Genomic DNA, 23,905 nt, shown 5'->3' with positions numbered 1-23,905 from the left:
AGTGTGTTAATCGTGGCCTTGGTGGCGCTCGGCCTGACGGCATTGAGCCTCACCGCTCAGGCGGATACGTTGCGCTGCGGCAGCCAATTGATCAGCGCTGGCGACAGGATGTTCGAAGTGCAACAGAAGTGCGGTCAGCCCATCAGTCAGGACATTGTGGGGTACAAGGAAACGGTCAACCACTTCCGTCAGGTCGATCAGGTGCAGGTGCAGGAATGGATCTACGGCCCGAATAACGGGATGTATCAGTACCTGCGTTTCGAAGGTGGGCGGTTGGTGCGGATTGATAGTCGGCGGGGTCGGTAAACCTGGCGTGGCGTCAGCACCAACCCTGTGGGAGCGAATTCATTCGCGAAATGATGGATAAGGCAACAGAGATGTGTTGATCGAACTACCCCATCGCGAATGAATTCGCTCCCACAGGTGATTGCGTTGTAAGGCGCAATCTATCCCGTCAAATCCTGAACTGCTTCACCAACCCACCCAACCGATCACCTAAGTCTGTCAGGCTGCGCGCCGTATAAGCACCGGCCTGAGCATCGTCGGCCACGGTGTCCACGGCTTGGGCGATCTGAGTCATGCTGCGGCTGATCTCTTCGGCGACGGCAGTCTGCTCTTCCGAAGCGCTGGCGATCTGCGCGTTCATGTCATTGATGGTCTCGATCAACTGCCCGATGGCATCCAATGACGCACCGGCCTCGTTGGCCAACTCGCCCGTGGTTTTGCCGGTGTCGCTTGAGCGGCTCATCGCCACGACCGCGTCTTGCGCACCGCGCTGCAGCGAGGTGATCATGTCGTGGATTTCCTGTGTGCTCTGCTGCGTTCGGCTGGCCAAACCCCGCACTTCATCGGCCACCACCGCAAAGCCGCGACCGGCATCCCCTGCTCGCGCCGCTTCAATGGCCGCGTTAAGGGCCAGCAGGTTGGTCTGCTCGGCCACGGAGCGGATCACGTCAACCACCGAAGCAATCGAGTGCACGTTCTGACGCAGGGTGTCCAGCGACGAGCTGCTCTCACCAATCTCACCGATCAACGCACGAATGCTCTCGATGCTCTTGTTCACCACGCTCCTCGCGTCATGCCCGACGTCGCTGGTCTTGCGCGCGGCCTGAGAGGCGCCTTGCGCGCTGATCGACACCTGATGCGCCGCCGAAGACATTTCGTGAATGGCTGTCGCGACCTGATCAGTCTCCTGACGCTGACGACCCATGGCTTCTTCGGAGCGTTGTGCTTGGGACGACATGTCATTGACCAGGCCGTTGAGCTGGCCGGTCATCTCCGCGATCTGCCGCACCAGTCCATGGATTTTTTCGACGAACTGGTTGAACGACCGAGACAGCGCACCTAACTCGTCATTGCCTGTCTCTGGCAGACGTCGGGTCAAGTCGCCGTCACCTGCGGCAATGTCATCCAGATTCTGCTTGATCACCATCACCGGTTTGACCAGCCCGTTGCCCAGGAACAGGCCAATCACGGCAACGATCAGCAGCAATACCGCAACGACGGCGACGATCAGCGCTGCCGACGAGCCGATGCGGCTCTGGATCGCCGCCTCGATGGCTGCAATTTGTTGATCGATGTCATCGAGGTTGGCCTGCGTGCCGAACGCCAAGTCCCATTTTTGCAGGTAGTTGGTGTAACCCAGTTTCGGAACCGGCTTGTCGCTGCCGGGCGTGGTCCAGTCGTAGCGGAAGAAATGGGTGCCGTCTTTGGCTTTGTCGACCAGGCCGCGGATCACGTAAACGCCGTTGGCGTCCTTGGCATCGGAGAAGTTCTTGCCGATGTCCACGTCCTTGTCAGACCAGAACACCCGCACGTACTGCGAGTTGTAGCCGAAGAAGTAGGCAGCCTTGTCGTATTGCAAGCCCTTGAGGACTTTGAGCGCACGGTCGCGGGCTTCCATATCGCCAGGCGCCGAGGCGTCGTAGATCGGTTTGATCGCGGCTTCGCCAATCTGTTGGTAGTTCTTCAGCGACAGTTTGCGTTCTTCGAGCAGCAACGCACGGGTCTGCTCGACCTCCTGAGTGGCCAGTTTTTGCAGCACGACCCAGGTGATACAGCTAATGACGGCGGCCAGTATCAGGCTGGGAATAATGGCAAGGAGAATGACCTTGCGGCGCAGGTTTAACGTCACGACGAATTCCTTGTATGCAGGACATATCATCTTTACTGATGAAAAATGACCGGAAGCTCTTGTGGTGAGTGGTGGCGTGAACGGCGGTTGCAGCTAATCGTATCGCTGATCCTGAGCGGATCTTTAGGATCCAGGCGCGATAAATTACAACCGAAATATGTCACAAGGCTACTATGATCGATCGATGTGATGGGGCCGAGAGGAGTATCGATTTTGTCGATGGTTTAGCGGAATGAAATGTAGAGACGAGTAGTGCGTAGTACGTCATTCGCGATTGGCCAGTACAGTCGATAGAGATGTATCGAATGTCCCACCGAATCGCGAATGAATTCGCTCCCACAAGGGGGAGGCGTAGGTTCTATTAGCGTTCGTGAAGCGCTTCGGCGCGTGCCTTCAGTACAGGTTTGAGCAGGTAGCTGAGAATGCTCTTCTTGCCGGTGATGATGTCCACCGACGCAACCATCCCCGGAATGATCAACAGCGGATGGTCATCGGTGCCGAGGTGGCTGCGCTCGGTGCGCAGTTTGATGACGTAGAAGGTTTCCTTCTTCTGCTCGTCCTGCACGGTGTCGGCGCCGATCTGTTCCAGCTTGCCTTTGAGGCCACCGTAAATGGTGTAGTCATAGGCCGTGAATTTGATCATCGCTTCCTGGCCCGGATGCAGGAACGCAATGTCTTGCGGACGAATGCGCGCCTCGACCAGCAAGGTGTCATCCAGCGGCACGATTTCGGCGATGTCGCTGCCCGGCTGGATAACGCCGCCGACGGTGTTGACCAGCATCTGCTTGACGATACCGCGCACAGGAGAGGTGACCATGGTGCGGTTGACCCGGTCTTCCAGCCCCTTGGCCGTAGACTGCGCCTTGGCCAGATTGGTACGGGCCTCGTTCAATTGCGTCAGGGCGTCGCTGCGGAATTTGCCACGGGTCTCGTCGATCTTGCGCTGCACTTCGGCAATCGCCGCCTGCGCACGAGGAATCGCCAAGGTGGTGCCGTCGAGCTGGCCGCGGGTTTCCACTTCCGACCGTTTCAACCGCAGGATGTCCACGGGGGACACCGCGCCCTGTGCAACCAGTGGCTCGGACATGCCGATCTCCTGGCGCAACAGGTTCAGGCTGTTGCGGTACTGCTCCTGCTTGGAGCCGAACTCGCGCAATTCCTGCTGACGCTGAATCAGTTGCTGTTGCAGCCCGCCAACTTCATCAACCAGTTGCTGACGACGGCTCTGGTACAGAGACTCTTCGTTCGCAGCCTGTTTGGGCGCCGACTTGCGCGCATCAGCGCTGATGTTCAACGGACGGTCATCGACCTCGGCACTCAGACGCTCGACGCGCAACTCCATGGCCACGCGGTCGGCCTCCGTCTCACCGACGTTGGACGCGAAACGAGTGTCGTCCAGCCGAATCAGCGGTGCACCGGCTTCAACGATCTCACCGTCGCGCGCGTAAATCTGCGCGACGATACCGCCCTCAAGGTTCTGGATTTTCTGAATCTTGGTCGAGGGAATCGCCTTGCCTTCGCCTTTGGTCACTTCGTCGATGACCGCGAAGTTGGCCCACAGCACCAGAAACACGAAGAACAGAATGACGCCCCAGATGGTGTACCGCACGATACGCGGCACGTCATCGAGGAAAGCCTTCTTCACTTCAGGCATCGGCTGCCCTTCAAGGGAAGGGGTGCCTTTGAAATAGCCGAACAACCCGCCGGAGTCTTGACCCGATTTAAGCAACACTGATCTGCCCCTTCTTCAATGCTTCCATCACGGCCGCTTTCGGACCATCGGCAAGGATCTGGCCACGGTCGATCACCAGCAGGCGATCGACCAGAGAGAGCAGCGAGGCTCGGTGGGTCACAAGAATCACGGTTTTCTTCTCGATGACGGCTTGCAGGCGCTGCTTCAGGCGCTCCTCGCCGGTGTTGTCCATGGCGCTGGTGGGTTCGTCCAGCAGCAGAATCGGTGGATTGAGCAACAACGCACGGGCGAGCGCCACGTTCTGCCGCTGGCCACCGGACAGGTTCTGTCCACGCTCACCGACTTGCAGTTCATAACCTTGCGGGTGCAGACGGGCGAATTCGTGCACGCCTGCCAGCTCCGCAGCTTGAAGAACCATTTCATCGTCGACATAACGCGCGCCGCTGACCAGGTTGTCACGCAGCGAACCGGCCAGCAGTTGAATGTCCTGAGCGACATAGCCGATGTTGTGCCGCAGCTCGCTGACGTCGATCTGGCGAATGTCCACGCCGTCAACCAACAACGAGCCTTCGTCTGGTTGATAAAGACCAACCAGCAGTTTGGCCAGAGAGCTCTTGCCCGAACCGCTTCGACCGATGATGCCGATCTTCTCGCCCGGACGAACCACCAGGTTGATGTTCTTCAGCGCCAGGGTCTGTTGATTCGGGTAGGTGAACTCGACGTTGCGGAACTCCATCGCACCTTGCAGCACCTGACGGCTCATCGGACGCTCTTCGAAGTTGCGCTCTTGCGGCAACTCCATCATCTGGTCCACGGACACCATCGTCACTTTGGCCTGCTGGTAACGGGTCAGCAAACCGGACAATTGCGCCAGTGGGCCAAGGGCGCGGCCGCTCAACATGTAGCAAGCCACAAGACCACCCATGCTCAGATTGCCGTCGATGATCATGTACACGCCGAAGCAGATCATCGCCACACCCGCCAGTTGCTGGATCAGCAACGTGATGTTCATGGCCATCCCGGACAGAATCTTGACCCGCAGTTCGAGGCGGCTCAGGGTGCCGATGGTGTGCTCCCAGTGATACTGACGCTCACTTTCGGCGTTGTTGACCTTGACCGCGTCCAGCCCCGACAGCGTTTCGATCAGGCTCGACTGACGCTCGGCCCCCAGAGCCATGGTGCGTTCGAGGGTGGCAGTGAGCGGCTTTTGCAAAAGATGACCAATGCCCAGCGCCAGTGGGAAGGCAATGATCGGAATCCACACCAGATGCCCGCCCAGCAGCGCGATCACCAACAGGATGATGAGGGTGAACGGCAGGTCGATCAGGCTGGTCAGGGTCAGCGACGTCAGAAAGTCGCGCATGCCCTGAAATTCATGGATGTTCTGCGCGTAGCTGCCGACGCGGGCGGGACGAAACTTCATCGCCATGCCCACGATGCGTTCGAACAGCGTCGCGGAGATGATCAGATCGGTCTTTTTACCGGCCAGGTCTAGGCACAGGCTGCGCAGCCCTTTGAGCACCAGATCAAACAGATAGGCACCGACAATACCAGCGGCCAGCACCCACAGGGTGGAAGTCGCCTGATTGGGTACCACCCGGTCGTACACGTTCATGACGAACAAGGGCGCCGCAATCGCGATCAGGTTGATGACGAAGCTGGCAGCAATCGCGTCGGCGTACAACCAACGCGACAGCTTGAGGGTGTCTTTGAACCAGGAGCGTGCTCGCGGGATGATCGAGCCTCTGGTTGCGTCAAATTTATGTTGCGGTTGGGCGAAGAACACCTTGCCGCTGTAATCCTTGGCCAGCGCCTCGCGCTCGACCTGCACTTCACCGCCGTCGCTTTCGCTGATCAGCAGTCTCGCCACATCATCGTTCCAGCCCAGCAATACGGCGCAGCGGTTGTCTTTCAACAACAGCATGGCCGGGAGCGCGATGGCGGGAATCTGGTCCAGCTTGCGCACCAGCAAACGCCCCTGCAAACCGGCCCGAGCCGCCGCACGAGGCAGCAGGTCGGCGGACAGGCGCTGATCGGGCAACGGCAGGCCGGTGCTCAACATCGCCCGGCTCGCCGGTTTGTGATGCAGGGCGCAGAGTGTCAGCAAACCGTCCAGTAACGGGTCGTCATGCTGGCTGCGGGGATCATGACCTAGTTGAACAGAAGGTAATTCCAAATCCACGCTGACACTCTCTTTCTTTAGCAATTAAAAGAAGCTGGCTCCTGACAGGATGCGTCAAGGATCAGTTCATACCCGGCAGTTTGACCGACGGCTTTATATCATTCTGCACAACCGATGCCAGCGGAGCCACGACGCCCTGACTTTTCAGCAAGGTGCCGATGTCGGCCTGAATGCGGTACTGGGTGTAGGTTTTCAGGCTTTGCAGTTGCACCAGACGCTGTTGCGCGGTGAACAGTTCGTTCTCGCTGTCGAGAAGGTCGAGCAGCGTACGCTCTCCGAGGCTGAATTGCTGCTGATACGACGTACGGACGCTGGTGGCCCGATCAACGTACTGCTGCGCGATCGGCACTTGTTGCGATGCGTTGTTGTAGGCGTTCCAGGCCAGACCCAGTTCTTCGTTCAGTTGACGCAGGGCGTTGTTGCGGATGTCCAGCGCCTGAGAAGCCAGGTAAGACTTGGAGGTCAGGTCGGCCTTGTTGCTACCACCGGCATACAGGTTGAACTGCATGCGCACCATGGCTTCCCAGCCGTTGTTGTGACCTTCGTCGCCACCGACGTTGTTGTCGGCGTTGCGGCCCAGATCCAGATCGAAACGCGGCGAGAAGGTCGACTTGGCGGCGGCGTACTGTTTCTCGGCGGCGGCAATGTCAGCCTCGGCCGAACGCAGCACCGGGCTGTTGTCGAGCATTTGCTGACGGGCTTCCTGCAGATCGGCCGGCATCAGCGCGAACGGCGCAGGCTTTTCCAGTTGGTCCGGCAGTTGGCCAATGGCGCTCAGGTAGTTGGTCTGAGCATCGGCGAGATTGGTCTGTTCGGTGATCAGGTTGTTCTGCGCCTGAGCCAGACGGGCATCGGCCTGATCCATGTCAGCCATGCGACCTACACCACGGCTCGTGCGCAACTTGATCTGGTCATAGATACGTTCGTGACTTTTAAGGTTTTCTTCAGCGAGACGAACCATTTCACGCTGCGTCAGAACATCGATATAAACCTGAGCAACTGTCAGCGCAGTGCGCTCGGAAGTATTCAACAAAGAGTACGCCCGAGAATTGGCGGTGGCTTGTTGACGCCCAACTTCGTTACTTGTAGCAAAACCATCAAACAACATCTGGCGCAGGCGAATGGCGGACTCGCCACGGTTCAGTGTCTGCCAGTGGTTGTCATTGCCCTGAGCACGGGTGGTTGGCGTATCGGAACCCGCACGACCATACCCCGCCGTAATGTCGACACGTGGCAGATAGCCGCCCTTCGCCGCACGGACGGCGTAGTCCTGCGCAATGCGGGCGTTGACGCCTGCCTGAACCTCGGGATGCACTTCCATAGCCTTCTGCATGGCTTCTGGCAAGGTTTGTGCCTGCACGAAGCCAGCCGAGAGGATGAACGGTACAGCGGTGAGAATTTGCTTACGCATGTTGGTGACTTCCCGAGAACGTACTTGTTCAAAAACGCAGCATTCACTGCTGCACTGCAAAGAGAGACTTGTGTAAGAGATCGGCGGCGTCAGGCTGTTCTGAAGGGTCTCTGGGAGCGAACAACAGAAATACGCGATCTCAGAAAATATCAATGTGACATTACGGACGCGATTGTTTAGGATGTCGCGGAATAGGTCAATAGTTTGGCAGAAAGTTAATGAGGAAGCCGATACTAGACCGAGAATAAATTGACGCCAAATAACCAACAATAAATAAATCAAACGCTTAGTTGTTGGGCGCCAAAGTTTTGTTAGTTTCAAGCAGCCCCATATGAAGCGCCGCACCCGAAAAGCCGGTCGGCATGATGGATACCTACAGAACGGTAAATTCGGAGAGTCACCCCCATGAGCAGTGTTGTTGCCATCGTCAAAAGCATTGTTGGCCAAGTAGTCGCAGTCTCCCCGGAAGGGATTCGTCGTGTGCTGATCGAGGGTGACCGGCTGTTGGCCGGGGAGCAGGTGCTCACAGGCCCGGAAGGCTCTGTCACATTGCAGTTGCCTGATGGTCGCCAACTGGACATGGGCCGTGACAGCCAGTGGAGTTCGGAAACCCCGACCTCGACCACTAACATCGCAGAAGCCACCGCTCAGGCGGCACCGTCTGTTGCCGAACTGCAACAGGCCATCGCAGCGGGCGCGGACCCGACCAAGGATCTGGAAGCCACCGCAGCAGGCCAGACCACCGGCACGTCTTCCGATGGCGGCAACGCAGGCGGCGGCCACAGCGTCGTGATGCTGACCGAAACCGCGGACGTCGTGAACCCGAACATCGGCTTCAATACAGCCGGTCTGGGGAACGCCGCAGCCGCAGGTATTCAGGAAGACGCCGCAGTCCCTCAGCGCGAATCGACCCTGACCCTGAGCGCAACACCGACACTGACCGAAGAAGGCGGCGCGCTGATCTACACCGCCACCGTGACTCAGGCACCGCTCAGCGACCTGACTATCACCCTGTCCAACGGCTCGACCATCGTGATCGCTGCTGGCCAGACGACTGGCACCGTGGTCGTTCAGATTCCGAACGGCAACACCCCGTACATCGACGCGCACAACATCACCACAACCATCACCGGCACCACCGGCGGCGCTGGCCTGGTTCTGACAACCAACCCTGCGCCGGCCGTGACCAACGTCACCGACACCGTCGACACCACCACGGCCTCTATTACGGGCAGCGCTCAGGTCACTGAAGGCGAATCGGCGACGTACACCATCACGCTGAGCAACCCTGGTCAGACCGAAGTCACCGTCAACCTGACGTACAGCGGCACCGCTGCCAATGGCACGGACTACACCCAAGTGGTCAGCGTCAAGATTCCAGCCGGGTCCAGCAGCGTTACGTTCGATCTGGCAACGATCAACGACACCCTTCCGGAAGACGTCAAGAACATCACCGTTTCGATTGGTTCGATTACCGGTGGCAACTTCGAAAACGTCGTGGCCAGCACCACCAACGGCAGCGTCACGACCATTCTCATCGACAACGATGCTTTGCCTGTCGTTGATTTGAACGGCGCTGCGACTGGCACCAACAGTGAAGTCACTTTCACCGAAGGCAACACCGGTGTCGCGATTGCACCGGACATCAAGGTCAGCGACGTCGACAGCCCGCAACTGGCAGGCGCCAAGGTCACCCTGACCAACGCGCAAGCGGATGACACACTGACCGTGGGCAGCCCGAACGCCAACATCACCGTCACCACAAGCACCGTCAACGGTCAGATCGTCCTGACCCTGACCGGCGCTGCGACAGCGGCTGAATACGAAGCCGTGATCAAGTCGATCACCTTCAGCAACAGCAGCGATAATCCGAGCGTGGCAGATCGTACGATCACCGTGACGGTGAACGACGGCCAGAACGACTCGATTCCGGTGAGCAGCACCGTTCACGTGCAAGCTGTCAACGATGCGCCAACCATCACGTTCGAGACCCCGAGCTACACCGAAAACGGTGCCCCTCAGCCTCTGGTCAACAACCTGCAAATCAAGGACGTCGACGGCGACACGCTGAGCGGGGCGAAGATCACCCTGACCGGCATCAAGGCCGAAGACCTGATCGCGTCTGACTACTATAAAGGTGGCACCGAAGGCACCACCGATCTTGGTATCAGCTACAAACTGGTAAGCAACCCGGATGGCAGCATCACCATCGAGCTCACGGGCAACGCGTCGATCGCCAACTACACCACGCTGATCAACTCGATCACCTACGCGAACAACAGCGACAACCCGGACACCACCCCTCGTGGCGTCAAGATCGAAGTCACCGACGTCGATGCCCATGGCACCGACAATCAATCGGGCGACCACAGCGGTCAGATCGATATCATCTCGGTCAACGATGCACCGACCGTCAATGATGCCAGCGGGACTGGCTATGAAGACGGCAAGGACAGCGCAGGCACCGAGACGGGCCTGGTCAAGATCATCCTGACGGGCAGCGACGTTGACGGTCAGATCGATCACTTCAACCTGGTCGACATGGCCGAGCACGGCAAGTTCTATGCTGACGCGGCAGGCACTCAGGAGCTGACCAGCGCCAGCGACATCGCTGCCGCCAATAACAGCGCAACGATCTACTTCAAGCCGGACGCTGACTGGAGCGGCAAAACCAGCTTCACGTACACCGCGACCGACAATCAGGGCCTGCCTGCCGCAACGGCAGCCACCGGCAACATCACTGTAACCCCGGTGACAGACACCCCTGCCCTGTCGCTGGTGAGCGACGCGGTGGTGGCTTCGCTGACCGTCAACGGCGCGACCACCGGCGTGATCGGCAACATCGGCAGCGGCGCGTGGCACACCGACAACAGCGGCGGCACTGTCGAGATCAGCGCACCAGGCACCTACGGCGTCGGCGCCAACGCACAGAACTCACAGGTCATCGAGCTGGAGCGCAATTCGGGCGACCCAAGCAACCTGTACACCACCATCGACGCCAAAGCGGGCGCGACCTACTCCATTTCGGTCGACTACTCGCCACGCGCCGGTGCGCTGGATAACTCCGTTATCAATGTGTACTGGGGCACTACCCTGATCGGCACGCTGAACGCCAATCAGACCGGCATGCAAACCTACACCTTCCAGGTACCGGTCACCGCCGATGGCGCGGCCAAACTGGAATTCAAGGCAGCCGACAGCAACTCTGTGGGCGGTGTGATCAACAACATCAGCGTTACCGAACAGCTGAACACCGGCCTCGAAGACAAAGGCATCCTGCTCTCGACCATCAAGGCCGCCACCACCGATACCGATGGTTCGGAAACCCTGACGCTGAGCCTCAAAGGCCTGCCGGTCGGTTCGACGCTGACCGATGGCACGCACACCTTCACCGCGACGGCTGGCCAGACGTCTACCGACATCACCCAATGGGACCTGAGCAAGCTGACCTTCACGGCACCGTCCAACGTCAGCGGCACCGTTTCGCTAACCGTGACGGCGACCGCACAGGACGGCGATGCTGCACCGGTGAGCAAAGACCTGAGCTTTGATGTCCACGTGATCGCCGTGGCCGATGCGCCAGTGGTTAACGTCACCTCGGCCACCGGCCCTGAAGACAGTGCGATCCACCTGACCATCGCAACGGCCCTGACCGACACCGACGGTTCCGAATCGCTCAGCACCACGGTTTCGGGCATTCCGTTGGGCGCCGTGCTGACCGATGGCACCCACAGCTACACCTCGATACCAGGCGGTGACGGCGCGGTCGTGATCGATGGCTGGGACCTGAGCAAGCTGACCATCACCCCGCCTAAAGACTTCAATGGCGAGATCAAGCTGACCGTGAGCTCGACCTCGACCGAGGCCAGCAACGGCAATACTGCGACCACCACAACTCCGTTGGTCGTGACCGTCACTCCAGTCAACGACGCCCCTGTTCTGGACCTGAACAGCAAAGACGGCTCGACCGAGACCGGCTACAGCCTGAACTACATCGAAAACGGCAAGGCGATCAGCATCGCTGGCAGCAACGTTTCGATCACCGACGTGGACAACACCACGCTCAAAAGCGCCACCGTCGTTCTGACCAATGCTCAGATCGGTGACGTGCTGGCCGCCACCAGCAAGAACGGCATCTCCGTACAGATCGTCAACGGCGTCGATGCCGATGGCAACAAGACCATCACTGTCAACCTGAGCGGGGAAGCAACCCTGGCTCAGTACCAGTCGATGATCCAGTCGATCACTTATCGCAACACCAGCGATGACCCGAGCACCGTCGATCGCAAGATCACAGTTCAAGTCAACGACGGTCAGTCCGAGTACAACCTGTCCAACGTTGCCACCAGCACCATCAAGGTCACGGCGGTCAATGACGCACCGACCATCGACATGCACGGCTTCGGCAACGTCACCGCCGCTGCGCCTTATGTCGAGAACCAGGCACCGGTCAAACTGATGCCAAACGTCACCCTTGCCGATCCGGACAGCCCGAATCTGCAAAGCGCGACAGTTTCGATCCAGAACGCAAAAGCCGGCGACACGTTGGCGTTCGACACCACCGGTACCAACATCACCGTCACGTCGAAAGTGGTCGGTGGCCAACTGGTCTATACCCTGACCGGCACCGCGACCCAGGCGCAATACGAAGCGGTCTTGAAGTCGGCGACCTTCCAGAGCGTGGGTGACGATCCGGTGGGTGGCATCCGCGTGGTCACCGTCACCGTCAACGATGGCGAGTTGAACTCCTCTGTCGGCACCTCGCTGGTCACCGTCATTCCGGTCAACGATGCACCTGTGGTTGATCTGAACGCAGGCGCTGTGGGCGGCAACGGCAACTTCGTCACCGATTACACCGAGAACCAGGCTGGCATCAACATCGCAGGCAACGTGAAAATCACCGACCCTGACGATTCCAAAGTGCAAGGCGCGACCATCACCCTGACCAACGCTCAGGCCGGTGACGTGCTGACAGCTGCCAGCCAGTTGGGTATCAAGGCGACCGTCATCAATGACCTCGCGCACAACAAGATCACGGTCATCCTGACCGGCAGCGCTAGCGCCTCGGCTTACGAGCAAGCGATCAAGTCGGTCACCTACAGCAGCACCAGCGAAGATCCGGACCAGACGCCGCGCAACATCACTGTCACCGTTTCTGACGGCCACCTGATCAATGGCGTGTCGAGCGCTTCGACCACCACCATCAACGTGACCGCCGTCAACGACAAGCCGACCGTGACTTTCGGCAGCAGCGAATACGTTGAAAACGCCGACCCAGTGTCCATCGCTCCGGGCCTGCAAATCGCTGACGTGGACAACACCACGCTGAGCAAAGCGGTCATCACCCTGACCGGCCTGAAAGCTGAAGACGTTGTGGACTCTGTGCACAACACCGGCAACGGCACCACCGACATCGCCGGTATCAAGTACACCGTCTCCGGCCCGGATGCCAACGGCACCATGGTCATCACGCTGGAAGGCACGGCGACCAAGGCCCAGTACCAGGAGCTGATCGAGTCGATCAAATTCGTCGCCTCGGGTGACAATCCAACGGGCGGCGAGCGCGGCGTGAGCGTCGTCGTGACCGACACCGGCCTGAAGAGCGATGGCACCCACCTGGAGTCGTCGACTGAGTACACAGGCTCCATCAAGGTTACCCCGGTCAACGACGCGCCGGTTCTGGACCTCAACGGCCCGGCCGGTGGCAGCAACAGCACCACCACGTTCACCGAAGGCAACAGCGCGCTGAAGGTCATGCCGTTCATGACCATCACCGATCCTGACAGCCCGACCTTCAAAGGTGCAACCGTCACCCTGACCAACCCGCAGGCGAACGATCAACTGTACTTCGCGACCACCAACGCGAAGATCACCGTGACCTCAGCCACTGTCGACGGCAAGCTGGTGTTCACCCTGACCGGTGAAGCCACGCAGGCCGAATACAACGACGTGCTGAAATCGCTGCGTTTCATCAACAACAGCGATAACCCGTCGAGCGTCAACCGCGTGATTGACGTCACCGTCAACGATGGCTCCGACAGTTCCAACACCGCTCAAGCCATTATCAAGGTCGTGCCGGTCAACGACGCACCGACGTCTGTCGGCGACGGCTCTGGCATCTCGTTCACCGAAGGCGGCGCTGGCACCACTCTCGCCGGCAAAGTCACCGTCGCTGACGTCGACAACGACAACCTGCAAAGCGGCAAAGTCACCCTCGTTGGCACTCAGATTGGCGATGAGCTGACCGTGGGTTCGCCAAACGGCCACATCACCGTCACCCAGTCGGTGGTCGACGGCAACATCGTGCTGACCCTGACCGGTAACGCTACAAAAGCCGAATACCAAGCGCTGATCGACTCGATCACCTTCAAAAACACCAGCGACAACCCGACCACCGATCCGCGCGCGATCACTGTCACCGTCAACGACGGCGCGCTGAACTCTGCGGCGTCCAGCACTGCCGTGACCGTGGCCCCGGTCAACGACGCTCCGACCATCACGTTCACCGGCGCAAGCTACACCGAAAACGGCGCAGCCACCCCGCTGGTCACGAACCTGGTCATCAAGGACGTCGACAGCGGCCAGCTGTCCAGCGCCACAATCACCCTGAGCGGCATCAAGGGTGAAGACCTGATCGTTTCCGATTACTACAAGGGCGGCACCGAAGGCGACACTTCGCTGGGCATTCACTACAGCCTGAGCAACGACGCTAACGGCAACATCGTCATCACCCTGACCGGCAACGCGTCGATCGACGACTACAAGGCGCTGATCAGCTCGATCACCTACGCCAACAACAGCGACAACCCGTACGCTGACCCGCGCAGCGTGAAGATCGAAATCACTGACGTCGATGCGCACGGCACTGACAACCAGTCCGGTTTCAGCACCGGCAGCGTCACTGTGACCCCGGTGAACGATGCACCGATCATTGGCCACACCGGCACAGGCACCAGCTTCGGCAACACCTGGAACGAATCCCTGGCCGATGGCACCCCATCGGGCAGCGGCAAGGGGCCAGGCAAAATTGCTCGCGATTTCACCCTGACCGATCCGGACACCACCGTTCTGAAGTCTGCGACCATCACCCTGACCAACTCGCACGATGGCGACATCCTGAACGTGGTCAAGAATGCGGGTCTGACGTACGAAATCACTAACGTCAAAGACGCTCAGGGCAACATCGTCAGCCAGACCATCACTTTCGGTCCGGGCACCGCAGCGCAATACCAGACTGCGATTCAGTCGATCACGTTCGACAGCTCGTCGCATAACCCGAGCACTGAAAACCGCATCATCAACATCACCATTGATGACGGCGGCGATGTGAACAACATCGCTACTACGGTTTCGACCATCCGGATTACCACCGTCAACGATGCGCCGACCGTGGGCACCGACAAGGTCACCTTCACCGAGAACGACAACGCCGTTTCGGTGGTGAAGAACCTGCAACTGAACGATCTGGACAACACCACCCTCAGCAAGGCCGTCGTCAGTGTCAGCGACATGAAGGCTGGCGAGCTGTTGACGTTCACCGGCACCACGCCTGACGGCGTCACCGTGACCGAAGTGAAGAACGCGTCGGGCCAGGTCACCGGCTTTACCCTTTCCGGCGTCGCGACCCTCGAGCAGTACAAGGCGCTGATCGAATCGATCAAGTTCCAGGCACCGGGCGATAACCCGATTGCAGGCACGCGTGGCGTCGACATCACCGTCACCGACTCCGGCGCCAAAGGCAACGGGGTGAACGGCAAAGAATCGTTCCTGGCCCACGGCGAGATCTCCGTGGTCGCGGTCAACGATGCTCCGACGGCCAATGCCGCTCAGGGCAGTGGCAACGAGGACGACGGGCAGACCAACCCGGGCATCGCCATCACCCTCAGCGGCAGCGATGTGGACGGTCAGATCGACCACTTCAACCTGGTCGATCTGGGTGCGCACGGCACGTTCTACGCCGATGCAGCCCATACGATCGCCATCAACACCAGCACGGATATCCCGGCCTCCGGCAACAGCGCGACCATCTACTTCGTACCGGATGCGGATTGGAGCGGCACCAACGACTTCACCTATAAAGCGGTGGACAATGGCCTGGCCGGCAAGGACGTGCTGAGCTCGCCTGTCGTGAATGGCAGCGTTACCGTGAACCCGGTCACCGATACACCATCGCTGACCATGGATGGCGGTTTCAGCCGTGGCATCGACTTCCAAGGGTCCGGCACAGGCACTAACGTCGCTGTCGAGCAGTTCAGCGGCGGCGTGTGGCACACCGATAACTCCGGCAATGCGGTGGAAATCAACACCGCCAGCACCTATGGCGTGAATGACCCGAAACAGGCCTCGGGCAACCACGTCATCGAGCTGGAGCGCAACACCGGCGACAAGAGCAACCTGTGGACCGAATTCTCGGCCAAGGCGGGCCAGACCTACACCGTAACCGTCGATTATTCGCCACGGGCAGGTGCGCTGGACAACTCGACGATCAACGTCTTCTGGGGTACGACCCTGATCGGTACGCTGAACGCCAACGAGGTGGGCCTCAAGACCTACGCGTTCCAGGTTCCGGTCACCGCCGACGGCACTGCGCACCTGGAATTCAGAGCCGCAGACAGCAACTCCACTGGCGGCATTCTGGACAACATTTCGGTAACCCAGAACGTCAACACCGGTTATGAAGATCAACCTATCCTGCTGTCACCGATTCACGCAGCCAGCACCGACCGCGATGGTTCGGAAAGCCTGACCCTGACCCTCGGCGGTCTGCCGAAAGGCTCGGTCATTACCGATGGCAATCCGAGCCACGTCTTCACCGCTGGCGATAACAACGCCTCGGTGGATGTCAGCAACTGGAACCTGAGCGGCCTGAAATTCCAGGCACCGCTGAACTACAGTGGCACCGTTGGGCTGGAGCTGACCGCCACCGCCAAAGATGGCGCCGCAGCGCCTGAGAGCACGTCGCTGAAATTCGACGTAACGGTTATCGCCGTCGCGGACGCACCGACCCTGACCGTGCATACCGATGGCGGCAACGAAGACAGCGCCATCAAGCTGGATATCGCGGGGGCGCTGGTCGACACTGACGGTTCGGAATCCCTGACGCTGACGGTGGCAGGTATTCCGTTGGGCGCAGTGGTGACCGACGGCCACAACAGCTACACCTCGATTCCGGGCGGCGATGGCGCTGTCATCATCACCGGCTGGGATCTGAACAACCTGACGATCACTCCGCCGAAAGACTCGACGGCGCCGATTCAGCTGAGCATCATCGCCACGGCAACTGAAGCGAGCAACGGCAGCCACGCTTCCACGACGCTGCCGCTGACAGTCAATGTCAACCCGGTCAACGACGCTCCAACCGCCACGGGCGGCAGCAGCACCGGGGACGAGGACACCACCCAGACCCTGCACTGGAGCAACTTCGGTGTTTCCGACATCGATTCTCCAGCCAGCTCGCTGGGCGTGGTCATCACCGGCCTGCCCGCCAATGGCACCCTGCTGCTCAATGGTGTGGCCGTTGCGCAAGGTCAGTTGATCAGCAAGGCCGACATCGACGGCGACAAGCTGACCTTCAAGCCTGCCGATGACGCCAACGGCAACAACTACGCCACCATCGGCTTCCAGCCGAGCGACGGCGGCGCGACCCTGGGCAATGCGTCCAGCGTTGTGATCAACGTCACCCCGGTCAACGATGCGCCTATTGCCGCCAATGATATTGGCCAACCTGTCACCGGCAGCCTGCAGGGCAACTACTACGGCTACAAACAGGGCAGCGGCGCGGGCAACGATGGTCCGAACCTGAGCAGCATCAAGCAAGCGCTGGACTTCATCGCCACGCACAAAGCCGATGCGACCTTCAACGCCAGCACCCTGAACTATGGTGGCTCGTTCGGCAACGACCTGGGCAACGCCGGAAACCTGGCGACCTTCCTGGGCACGGACAAGGGCTCGCTGGTTTACACCAACGGTACTGCGCAAACCACTACGACTGACGCGATCGTCGAGCTGGCGGGCAAGGTCAAGATGGAAGCAGGCAACTACTCGCTGAAGATCACGGCGGACGATGGCTATATCGTTTTGATCGATGGCAAACAAGTGGCTGCCTATGACGCGAACCAGTCACCTACCGCTCGTACAACCTCGTTCTCGCTCGCGACCGGCGGCGAACACAGCATCCAGATCGTCTATTGGGATCAGGGCGGCCAGGCTCAGTTGAAAGTCGAAGTGGCGGAGGTCACCGGCAACGTGATTGGCGGCTACAGCGTTCTGGGCACCAACCCGGCCATTGCGCTGGCGCATGACACCCTGACCACGCTCGAAGACCAGCCATTGGTCATCAAGGCGGCAACCCTGTTGGCTAACGACAAGGATGCCGACGGCGACGCATTGACCATCAACTCGTTGCAAGGCAACGATCCGAAAACGCCATCCAGCGTCACCGACGCGTCGGGCAAAGTGGTCGGTTCGGTGGTCATGGATGCCGCGGGCAACGTGATTTTCACCCCGGCCAAAGACATCAACGGTCCGGTGACTTTCACCTACACCGTCACTGATGGGCATGCGACTTCCAATACCGCCACGGTCACGGTCAACGTGACCGCCGTTAACGATGCGCCGGTCGCATCGGCCAGCACCGGTGCGGGCAATGAAGACACTACCCTCACAGGTCAATTGCAGGGTAGCGATGTCGATGACAACGACGTACTGAAATTCGCCGTCAAGGACGCTGACAAGCCTGCCGGTTTCACAGTCGACGATTCCGGCAAGTGGACGCTGGATGCCAGCAACCCGGTTTACCAGCACCTGGGCGCCGGTCAGACCACCACCTTTAACGTGCCGTTTACCGTCACCGACAAGGCGGGCGCGACCAGCACTTCGACCCTGACCATCACTGTGACCGGCACCAACGATGCACCGGTGGCCAAAGCCAGCGTCGGGTCCGGCAGCGAAGACAGCACCCTCAGTGGTCAATTGCAGGCCACCGATGTGGACGATGGCGACACACTGACCTATGCCGTCAAACCGGCTGACAAGCCTGCCGGCTTCACAGTCGACGAGTCGGGCAAATGGACGCTGGACGCCAGCAACCCGGCTTACCAGCATCTGGCTGCGGGCGAGACCACGGTCATCAACGTACCGTTCACCGTCACCGACAAATCGGGCGCGAGCAGCACATCGAACCTGGCGATTACCGTCACCGGCACCAACGATGCACCCGTGGTCAGCAACGCTGCGGCCACCGGCACCGAAGACACGGCGCTGGTGTTCAAGTGGTCCGACTTCGGCATCAGCGATGTCGACACCGCCAACTCGGCACTGGGCATCAAGATCACCGCCCTGCCAAGCGGCGGCGATCTGCAGTACAAGGCCGCCAACGGTAGCTGGGTTTCCCTGACCGGCAACGACATCGGCAAGGCCTTCAGCTATGCCGACATCGCAGCGGGCAAACTGCAGTTCGTTCCAGCGGCCGACAAATCCGGCAGCAGCGACTACAGCACCGCCGGTGTAGGCGATCAAAAGTCTGTCTACAGCCAGTTGCAGTTCAGCGCGACCGATGGCGGCTCCGTCGCCACGCCGGGCACGCTGAACATCAGCATCCGTCCGGCCGTCGATCAGCCTTCCCTGTCGCTGGGCACCAGCGCGGTCACATCGACCGGCCTGGTCAAGGATGTCTGGGTGGGCACGCTGACCGGCATGGGCACCGACGGCAACGGTGCGAGCGAATCGACTATCAAGGCCGGTTTCAATACCTCGACCGCTCCGACGACCCATACCACGGCAACCGCCGCGCAGGATGGCAACGTTGCCGCGGGCACCGGTACCAAGCTCTCCGGCCTGATCTATCTGGAAGCGGGTCACACCTACAACTTCTCGGGTTCGGGCGATGACAGCCTGCTGATCACCGTCGGCGGCAGCACCGTGGCCAAAGCGACCTGGGGCAGTAACAGTGGCGCCATCTCGTCGACCGGCTACACCCCGACCGAGTCCGGCTACTACACGCTGGATATCTACCACTACAACCAATCGGGCCCAGGCAGCTACACCATTAACCTGGTGGACAAGACCAACAGCACCGGCGCTTCCCAGACCGTCGCCCTGAACAGCGCCAACGAGCTGTTGTATACCTCGGCAGACGACCTGAAGGCTTCCGGCCTGAACGGCGTGACACTGCATGAAAACGGCGCAGGCTCCGGCGAGGGTTACTACACCGCCTACGACCTGAACCACGGTACCGAAAACAACCCGATCAAGCTGAGCTCGATCACGGCGAACTACACCGATAACGACGGTTCGGAAACCCACGTCACCACGATCAGCGGTGCACCTGCGGGCTCCATCCTGACCGACGGCGCCGGTCATAGCGTCACCATCGCCGCTGCCAACACCGCGGTCGATGTGAGCAAGTTCGACCTGAGCAGTCTGGTGATCAAGACGCCTCAGTACTACAGCGGCAACTTCACGCTGACCGTCACCGCGACGGCCACGGAAACCGCGCTGGTTGGCAAGCCGGGCGCCGTTGCGACAGCCACGGACACCAAGCAGATCGCAGTGACCGTCGACGCAGGCGTCTACAAAGCCAGCGAAGGCACTGCGGGCGACAGCACCGTTGTCGGCACGGCTTCCAATGACATCGTGGTCGCAGACGTGACCGCAATGAAGCTGGTGGCGGGTCAGAACTACGACATCGCCTTCATGATCGACACGTCGGGCAGCATGCAGAAGCAACTGTCGACCATGAAAACTCAGTTGATCGCAGCACTGACGCAGCTGTCGACATCGGCAGGCACCGAACATGCCGGAACGGTCAAGGTTTACCTGACCAACTTCGGCAGCACCGCGCACACGGGTCAGAGCTTCGACATCTCGACCACTGCGGGTCTGAAAGCGGCAACCGACTACGTCAACGCGCTGACCACGAATGGCAACACCAACTACGAGTCGGTGTTCAACCAGACGAGTGCATGGTTCAACAGCAGTGACGCCGTCAACGCCGGTGCTCAGAAACTGACCTTCTTCATCACTGACGGCCAGCCGAACACCTTCGACAGCAGCACCCCAGGCGTCGGCAACACGCTGGATTCGCACACCACTGCCGCTTACAACAAGCTGGTGGCCGCGAGCACCAACGGTATTGAAGCGATCGGGATCAACACCAGCGCGCTGGACAAGTACGACACCAACAACCACTCGCAGAACGTCATCGATGTCAGCAAGCTCAAAGACGCGATCCTGAGCAGCGAGACCCTCACCGGTCCAGGCAAAGACACCGTCAGTGGCGGCGATGGCAACGACATCCTGTTCGGTGACATGATCAACTACAAAGCACTGGAAGGGACCGCTGCGCTGAAGCAGTTCGCTGCGGACACCCTGAAAGTCAATGTGTCGACCATCGATGATGCTGCGCTGCACAAGTTCATCACCAGCCACACCGATGATGTTGCTCAGTTGGCCAACACGTCCAACACCTATGACGCGACCAAGTATCCGTTGCTGGGTGATGGCAACGACACGCTGCTGGGCGGCAATGGCGATGACATCCTGTTCGGTCAAGGTGGCAACGACACCCTGATCGGCGGCAAGGGCAATGACATCCTGTTCGGCGGTGCTGGCACCAACACGTTCGTGTGGAAACAGGGCGACACCGGCTCTGACGTGATCAAGGACTGGAACAAGGGCAGCAGTAACACGCTGGACCTGAGCGATCTGCTGCAAGGCGAAAACGGCAACGACGATGCCAACATCGCCAAGTTCCTGCAGATCAACAAGGTCGGCTCCGACACCTACCTAGAAGTCAGCACCACCGGTAAGTTCGACGCTCAGACCACGCCGAGCAATGCCGCTCAAACAGCCGATGTTCACATCAAACTGGAGGGCGTGAGCTGGGATAACAGCATGCTCAAGTCGTTGATTCACGATGCTCATACCATCAAGGTCGATTCGCACTGATAGCTCAAGCGCGTGAGCTGATGTACTGTGCTGGCAGCCGTGTCATACGGCTGCCAGCCATTGCATTCATTGAGGAATGAGCCATGTTTTACGTTCAGCGCGATGCAGAGGGAGTGCTTGTTCGTGTGGAAGCGGCCGCGTTTGCCGAGGCGACCGGACAACTACCGGCCGACGATCACGAGATCCAGGCCTGGTATGCCAATGAGGTGGTGGAAAAGAGCCTGAACCAGCTCAAGTTGAGCGACATGGAGATGATCCGTGTACTCGACGACTTGATTCAGGTGCTGACCAGCAAGGGCATCCTGAATGTCACGGACTTGCCTCCCGCCGCTCAGGCGAAATTGCTCGATCGTACCCAGGCCCGGCAAACACTGGGTGGCCTGAGCGACTTGATCAATGATGATGAAACGCGGTTGATTTAAAGCAACTCTCGTCGGGAAGCGCTGCGCTTTCTGATTGAACGCAATTCCCTGCGGGAGTGAGCTTGCTCACGATAGGTGTGTCATTCAGCGCATAAGTGTCTGAAAGATCCAATCGTGAGCAAGCTCACTCCTACAATTCATTTATAGCCATCCAAACCGCAAGCTCACTTCCATGGCGCCGGGTCACCGACCAACTGCCCCTGCACCCCTTCAATCCCCATCTCGGCAATCACCTGACGCTCGCCTTCGGTCTCGACTCGTTCGGCGATCAATGGCAGGTCAATGCTGTGCGCCGCACGCTGAACGGCCTCGATGAACAGCCGCTTGTGACTTTCCTCGTCAATGGCACGAATGTAACTGCCGTCTATTTTCAAATACGCCAGCCCCAAATGCGCCAGGTTGCCGATCATGCTGAAACGACCGCCAAAGCGTTGCAGCGCCAAGCTGAAACCGGCCTCCTGCAAACGACGGGTCAGCTTCTCCAGCACCGCCTGCTCCGGAAGCTGTTCTTCGCCGATTTCAAACGTCAAACGCCCTCGCAGTTTTGGGTACTGACGCAGCGCCTCGAACACCTGATTCAGCGCAGCCGAATCGCTCAACGTCGCCGCCGACAGGCTCAGCGCCAACGGCTGATCATGGGTTTCCATGTGTTTGAGCACTTGTTGCAACATCATCACATCAAGACGGCTGGCCCAGCCAAAGCGCTCGATCCACGGCAGGAAACGACCGGCCGCAATCGCCTCGCCCTGCTCATTAATCAACCGTGACAGGGCCTTGTAATGCATCACCCGTTTGATGTCCCGCGCGTAAACCACCGGCTGGAAGAAAAACTCGAAACTGCCGTGACTGAGGGCGTGGTCCAGCACCAGACGCCAGGTGTGCTCGTCATCTCCCGAGCGGGTCACCACGCCATTTTCGACACAGGCCCAGGTCTGCTCGCCTTGGGTTTCAGCCAACGCCAGCGCCTGATCCGCCAAGGCCAGCAAGGTCAGCGGCGCCTCACCTGGCGTATACGGCGCCAGCCCCATGTGAGCGACAGGCGAAACATCGGACGCACCTGTCGCGCCCAATGCGTGGAGGGCCTGTTCGATTTCGTGAACCAGCGCCAACGCTTCCTTGTTGGACATGCCCGGCGCCAACACCGCGAATTCGCCACCGCGAGAACGGCTGATGAGGTTGCGCGTTTTCGGATGCTTCTCACATTGTTTGAGCAACACCTGCGCCACGGCGATCAACAACGCGTCGGTGCGCTTACCGCCCAAACGCGCGTTCAGACCGGCCAGGTCCTGAACCCGCAGCAACAGCAGATACCCGTCCAGGTGCTCCTCCTGATTGCTGACATGGGCCTTGAGTTGCATGTCGAAGTAACGGCGGTTGGACAGCCCCGTCAAGCTGTCCTGATAGGACTCGACGCGCAGCTTCTCACTGCGCTCGGTACTTTCCTGAAACAGCGCCTTGAGCTTCTCTACCATCTGGTTCATTGCCTGCACCACGCGGCGCAGTTCAGGGGTGCGCGGCAGCTCCGGCAGTGTCAGGAATTCCCGACGACCGATCGCCTGCGATTGCGCGACCATGTAATCCAGCGGCTTCAACTGCCGACGCAGCAACATCGCCCCGAGTGCTCCGCTCACGATGCCACACAGCACCAGCCAGCCCAGGCTGCCCAACGCGCTCTGCCAGAGTTTGGCCAGGGCGAACATCGGATGACTCACCACCTCGACCCGCGCCGTCTGCTGCCAACCCTTGCTGACAATGGCCTCGCCCCCCGCAGGATCGAGGCCGATCAGATCGGTGAACCACTGCGGTACGCCTTGATTGTCCGGGGTCGCGCTGCGCTCGACGATCACCGCATCGGTCGCCAGATCCACCACGCGAATGCTGGCGTAATAACCGCTGTCGAAAATGGAGGTCACCATCAGCTCGACCATCGTCGGATCGTCGATATTCGCGGTCAGCGACAACGCCAGCGACGTCGCCGCATCCTGCGCGTGAGAGCGCAGTTGGTTGACGTACTGCGCCCGCGAGCTCTCCAGACTGACGACAAAACTGCCTGCGAACGCGACCACCAGAAACAGACAGATAGCGATCAACAGCTGTTTGAAAAGAGACATCGGTA

The 23,905-nt window shown here is 59.7% G+C and carries 8 protein-coding genes; 3 read left to right on the top strand and 5 right to left on the bottom strand.

What is annotated here, in order from left to right; all coding sequences use genetic code 11:
• Positions 1-3 precede the first annotated feature (3 nt).
• Complete coding sequence (locus ACI2KB_RS18060) at positions 4-306, top strand: DUF2845 domain-containing protein (protein WP_404636564.1); 303 nt, start codon at positions 4-6, stop codon at positions 304-306.
• Between the two features lie 148 nt (positions 307-454).
• Here the strand turns inward: ACI2KB_RS18060 and ACI2KB_RS18055 are convergent, their stop codons facing one another.
• From ACI2KB_RS18055 to ACI2KB_RS18040, 4 genes are all read right to left on the bottom strand, one after another.
• On the bottom strand, positions 455-2,134 hold the full coding sequence (locus tag ACI2KB_RS18055; protein ID WP_404636539.1) for a methyl-accepting chemotaxis protein: 1,680 nt from the start codon (positions 2,132-2,134) through the stop codon (positions 455-457).
• Positions 2,135-2,495: 361 nt separating this feature from the next.
• Entirely contained in the window at positions 2,496-3,866 is a 1,371-nt protein-coding gene (locus ACI2KB_RS18050; protein WP_404636538.1) for an HlyD family type I secretion periplasmic adaptor subunit, read from the bottom strand.
• Positions 3,856-6,009 (bottom strand): type I secretion system permease/ATPase, encoded by a 2,154-nt coding sequence (locus tag ACI2KB_RS18045; RefSeq protein WP_404636537.1) that lies wholly within the window; start codon positions 6,007-6,009, stop codon positions 3,856-3,858. The genes ACI2KB_RS18050 and ACI2KB_RS18045 overlap by 11 nt, the downstream gene beginning before the upstream one ends.
• 61 nt (positions 6,010-6,070) lie before the next feature.
• Positions 6,071-7,420, bottom strand: coding sequence for a TolC family outer membrane protein (locus tag ACI2KB_RS18040; RefSeq protein WP_404636536.1), 1,350 nt, complete (start codon positions 7,418-7,420; stop codon positions 6,071-6,073).
• 405 nt (positions 7,421-7,825) lie between these two features.
• Between ACI2KB_RS18040 and ACI2KB_RS18035 the strand changes: the two genes are divergently transcribed.
• Together ACI2KB_RS18035 and ACI2KB_RS18030 are read left to right on the top strand one after the other, a co-directional pair.
• Positions 7,826-21,367 (top strand): retention module-containing protein, encoded by a 13,542-nt coding sequence (locus tag ACI2KB_RS18035; RefSeq protein WP_404636535.1) that lies wholly within the window; start codon positions 7,826-7,828, stop codon positions 21,365-21,367.
• A gap of 83 nt (positions 21,368-21,450) precedes the next feature.
• The gene (locus ACI2KB_RS18030; RefSeq protein ID WP_404636534.1) at positions 21,451-21,789 is read left to right on the top strand and encodes a tryptophan synthase subunit beta; all 339 of its coding nucleotides are present in this window, start codon (positions 21,451-21,453) and stop codon (positions 21,787-21,789) included.
• 164 nt (positions 21,790-21,953) lie between these two features.
• On the opposite strand, the gene lapD is transcribed toward ACI2KB_RS18030, so the two are convergent.
• Positions 21,954-23,900, bottom strand: a complete 1,947-nt coding sequence (lapD, locus tag ACI2KB_RS18025) for a cyclic di-GMP receptor LapD (RefSeq protein ID WP_404636533.1) — start codon at positions 23,898-23,900, stop codon at positions 21,954-21,956.
• Positions 23,901-23,905: the final 5 nt, after the last annotated feature.

The sequence above is a fragment of the Pseudomonas sp. NPDC088444 genome (assembly GCF_044900175.1).
GTDB lineage: Bacteria > Pseudomonadota > Gammaproteobacteria > Pseudomonadales > Pseudomonadaceae > Aquipseudomonas.
The sequence above is the reverse complement of the archived record's forward strand: the minus strand, read 5'-3'. Positions and strand labels throughout refer to the sequence as shown.

Coding starts and splice junctions, on each gene's coding strand:
- ACI2KB_RS18040 (WP_404636536.1), bottom strand. CDS start 7,420: ATGCGTAAGCAAATTCTCACCGCTGTACCGTTCATCCTCTCGGCTGGC.
- lapD (WP_404636533.1), bottom strand. CDS start 23,900: ATGTCTCTTTTCAAACAGCTGTTGATCGCTATCTGTCTGTTTCTGGTG.
- ACI2KB_RS18035 (WP_404636535.1), top strand. CDS start 7,826: ATGAGCAGTGTTGTTGCCATCGTCAAAAGCATTGTTGGCCAAGTAGTC.
- ACI2KB_RS18030 (WP_404636534.1), top strand. CDS start 21,451: ATGTTTTACGTTCAGCGCGATGCAGAGGGAGTGCTTGTTCGTGTGGAA.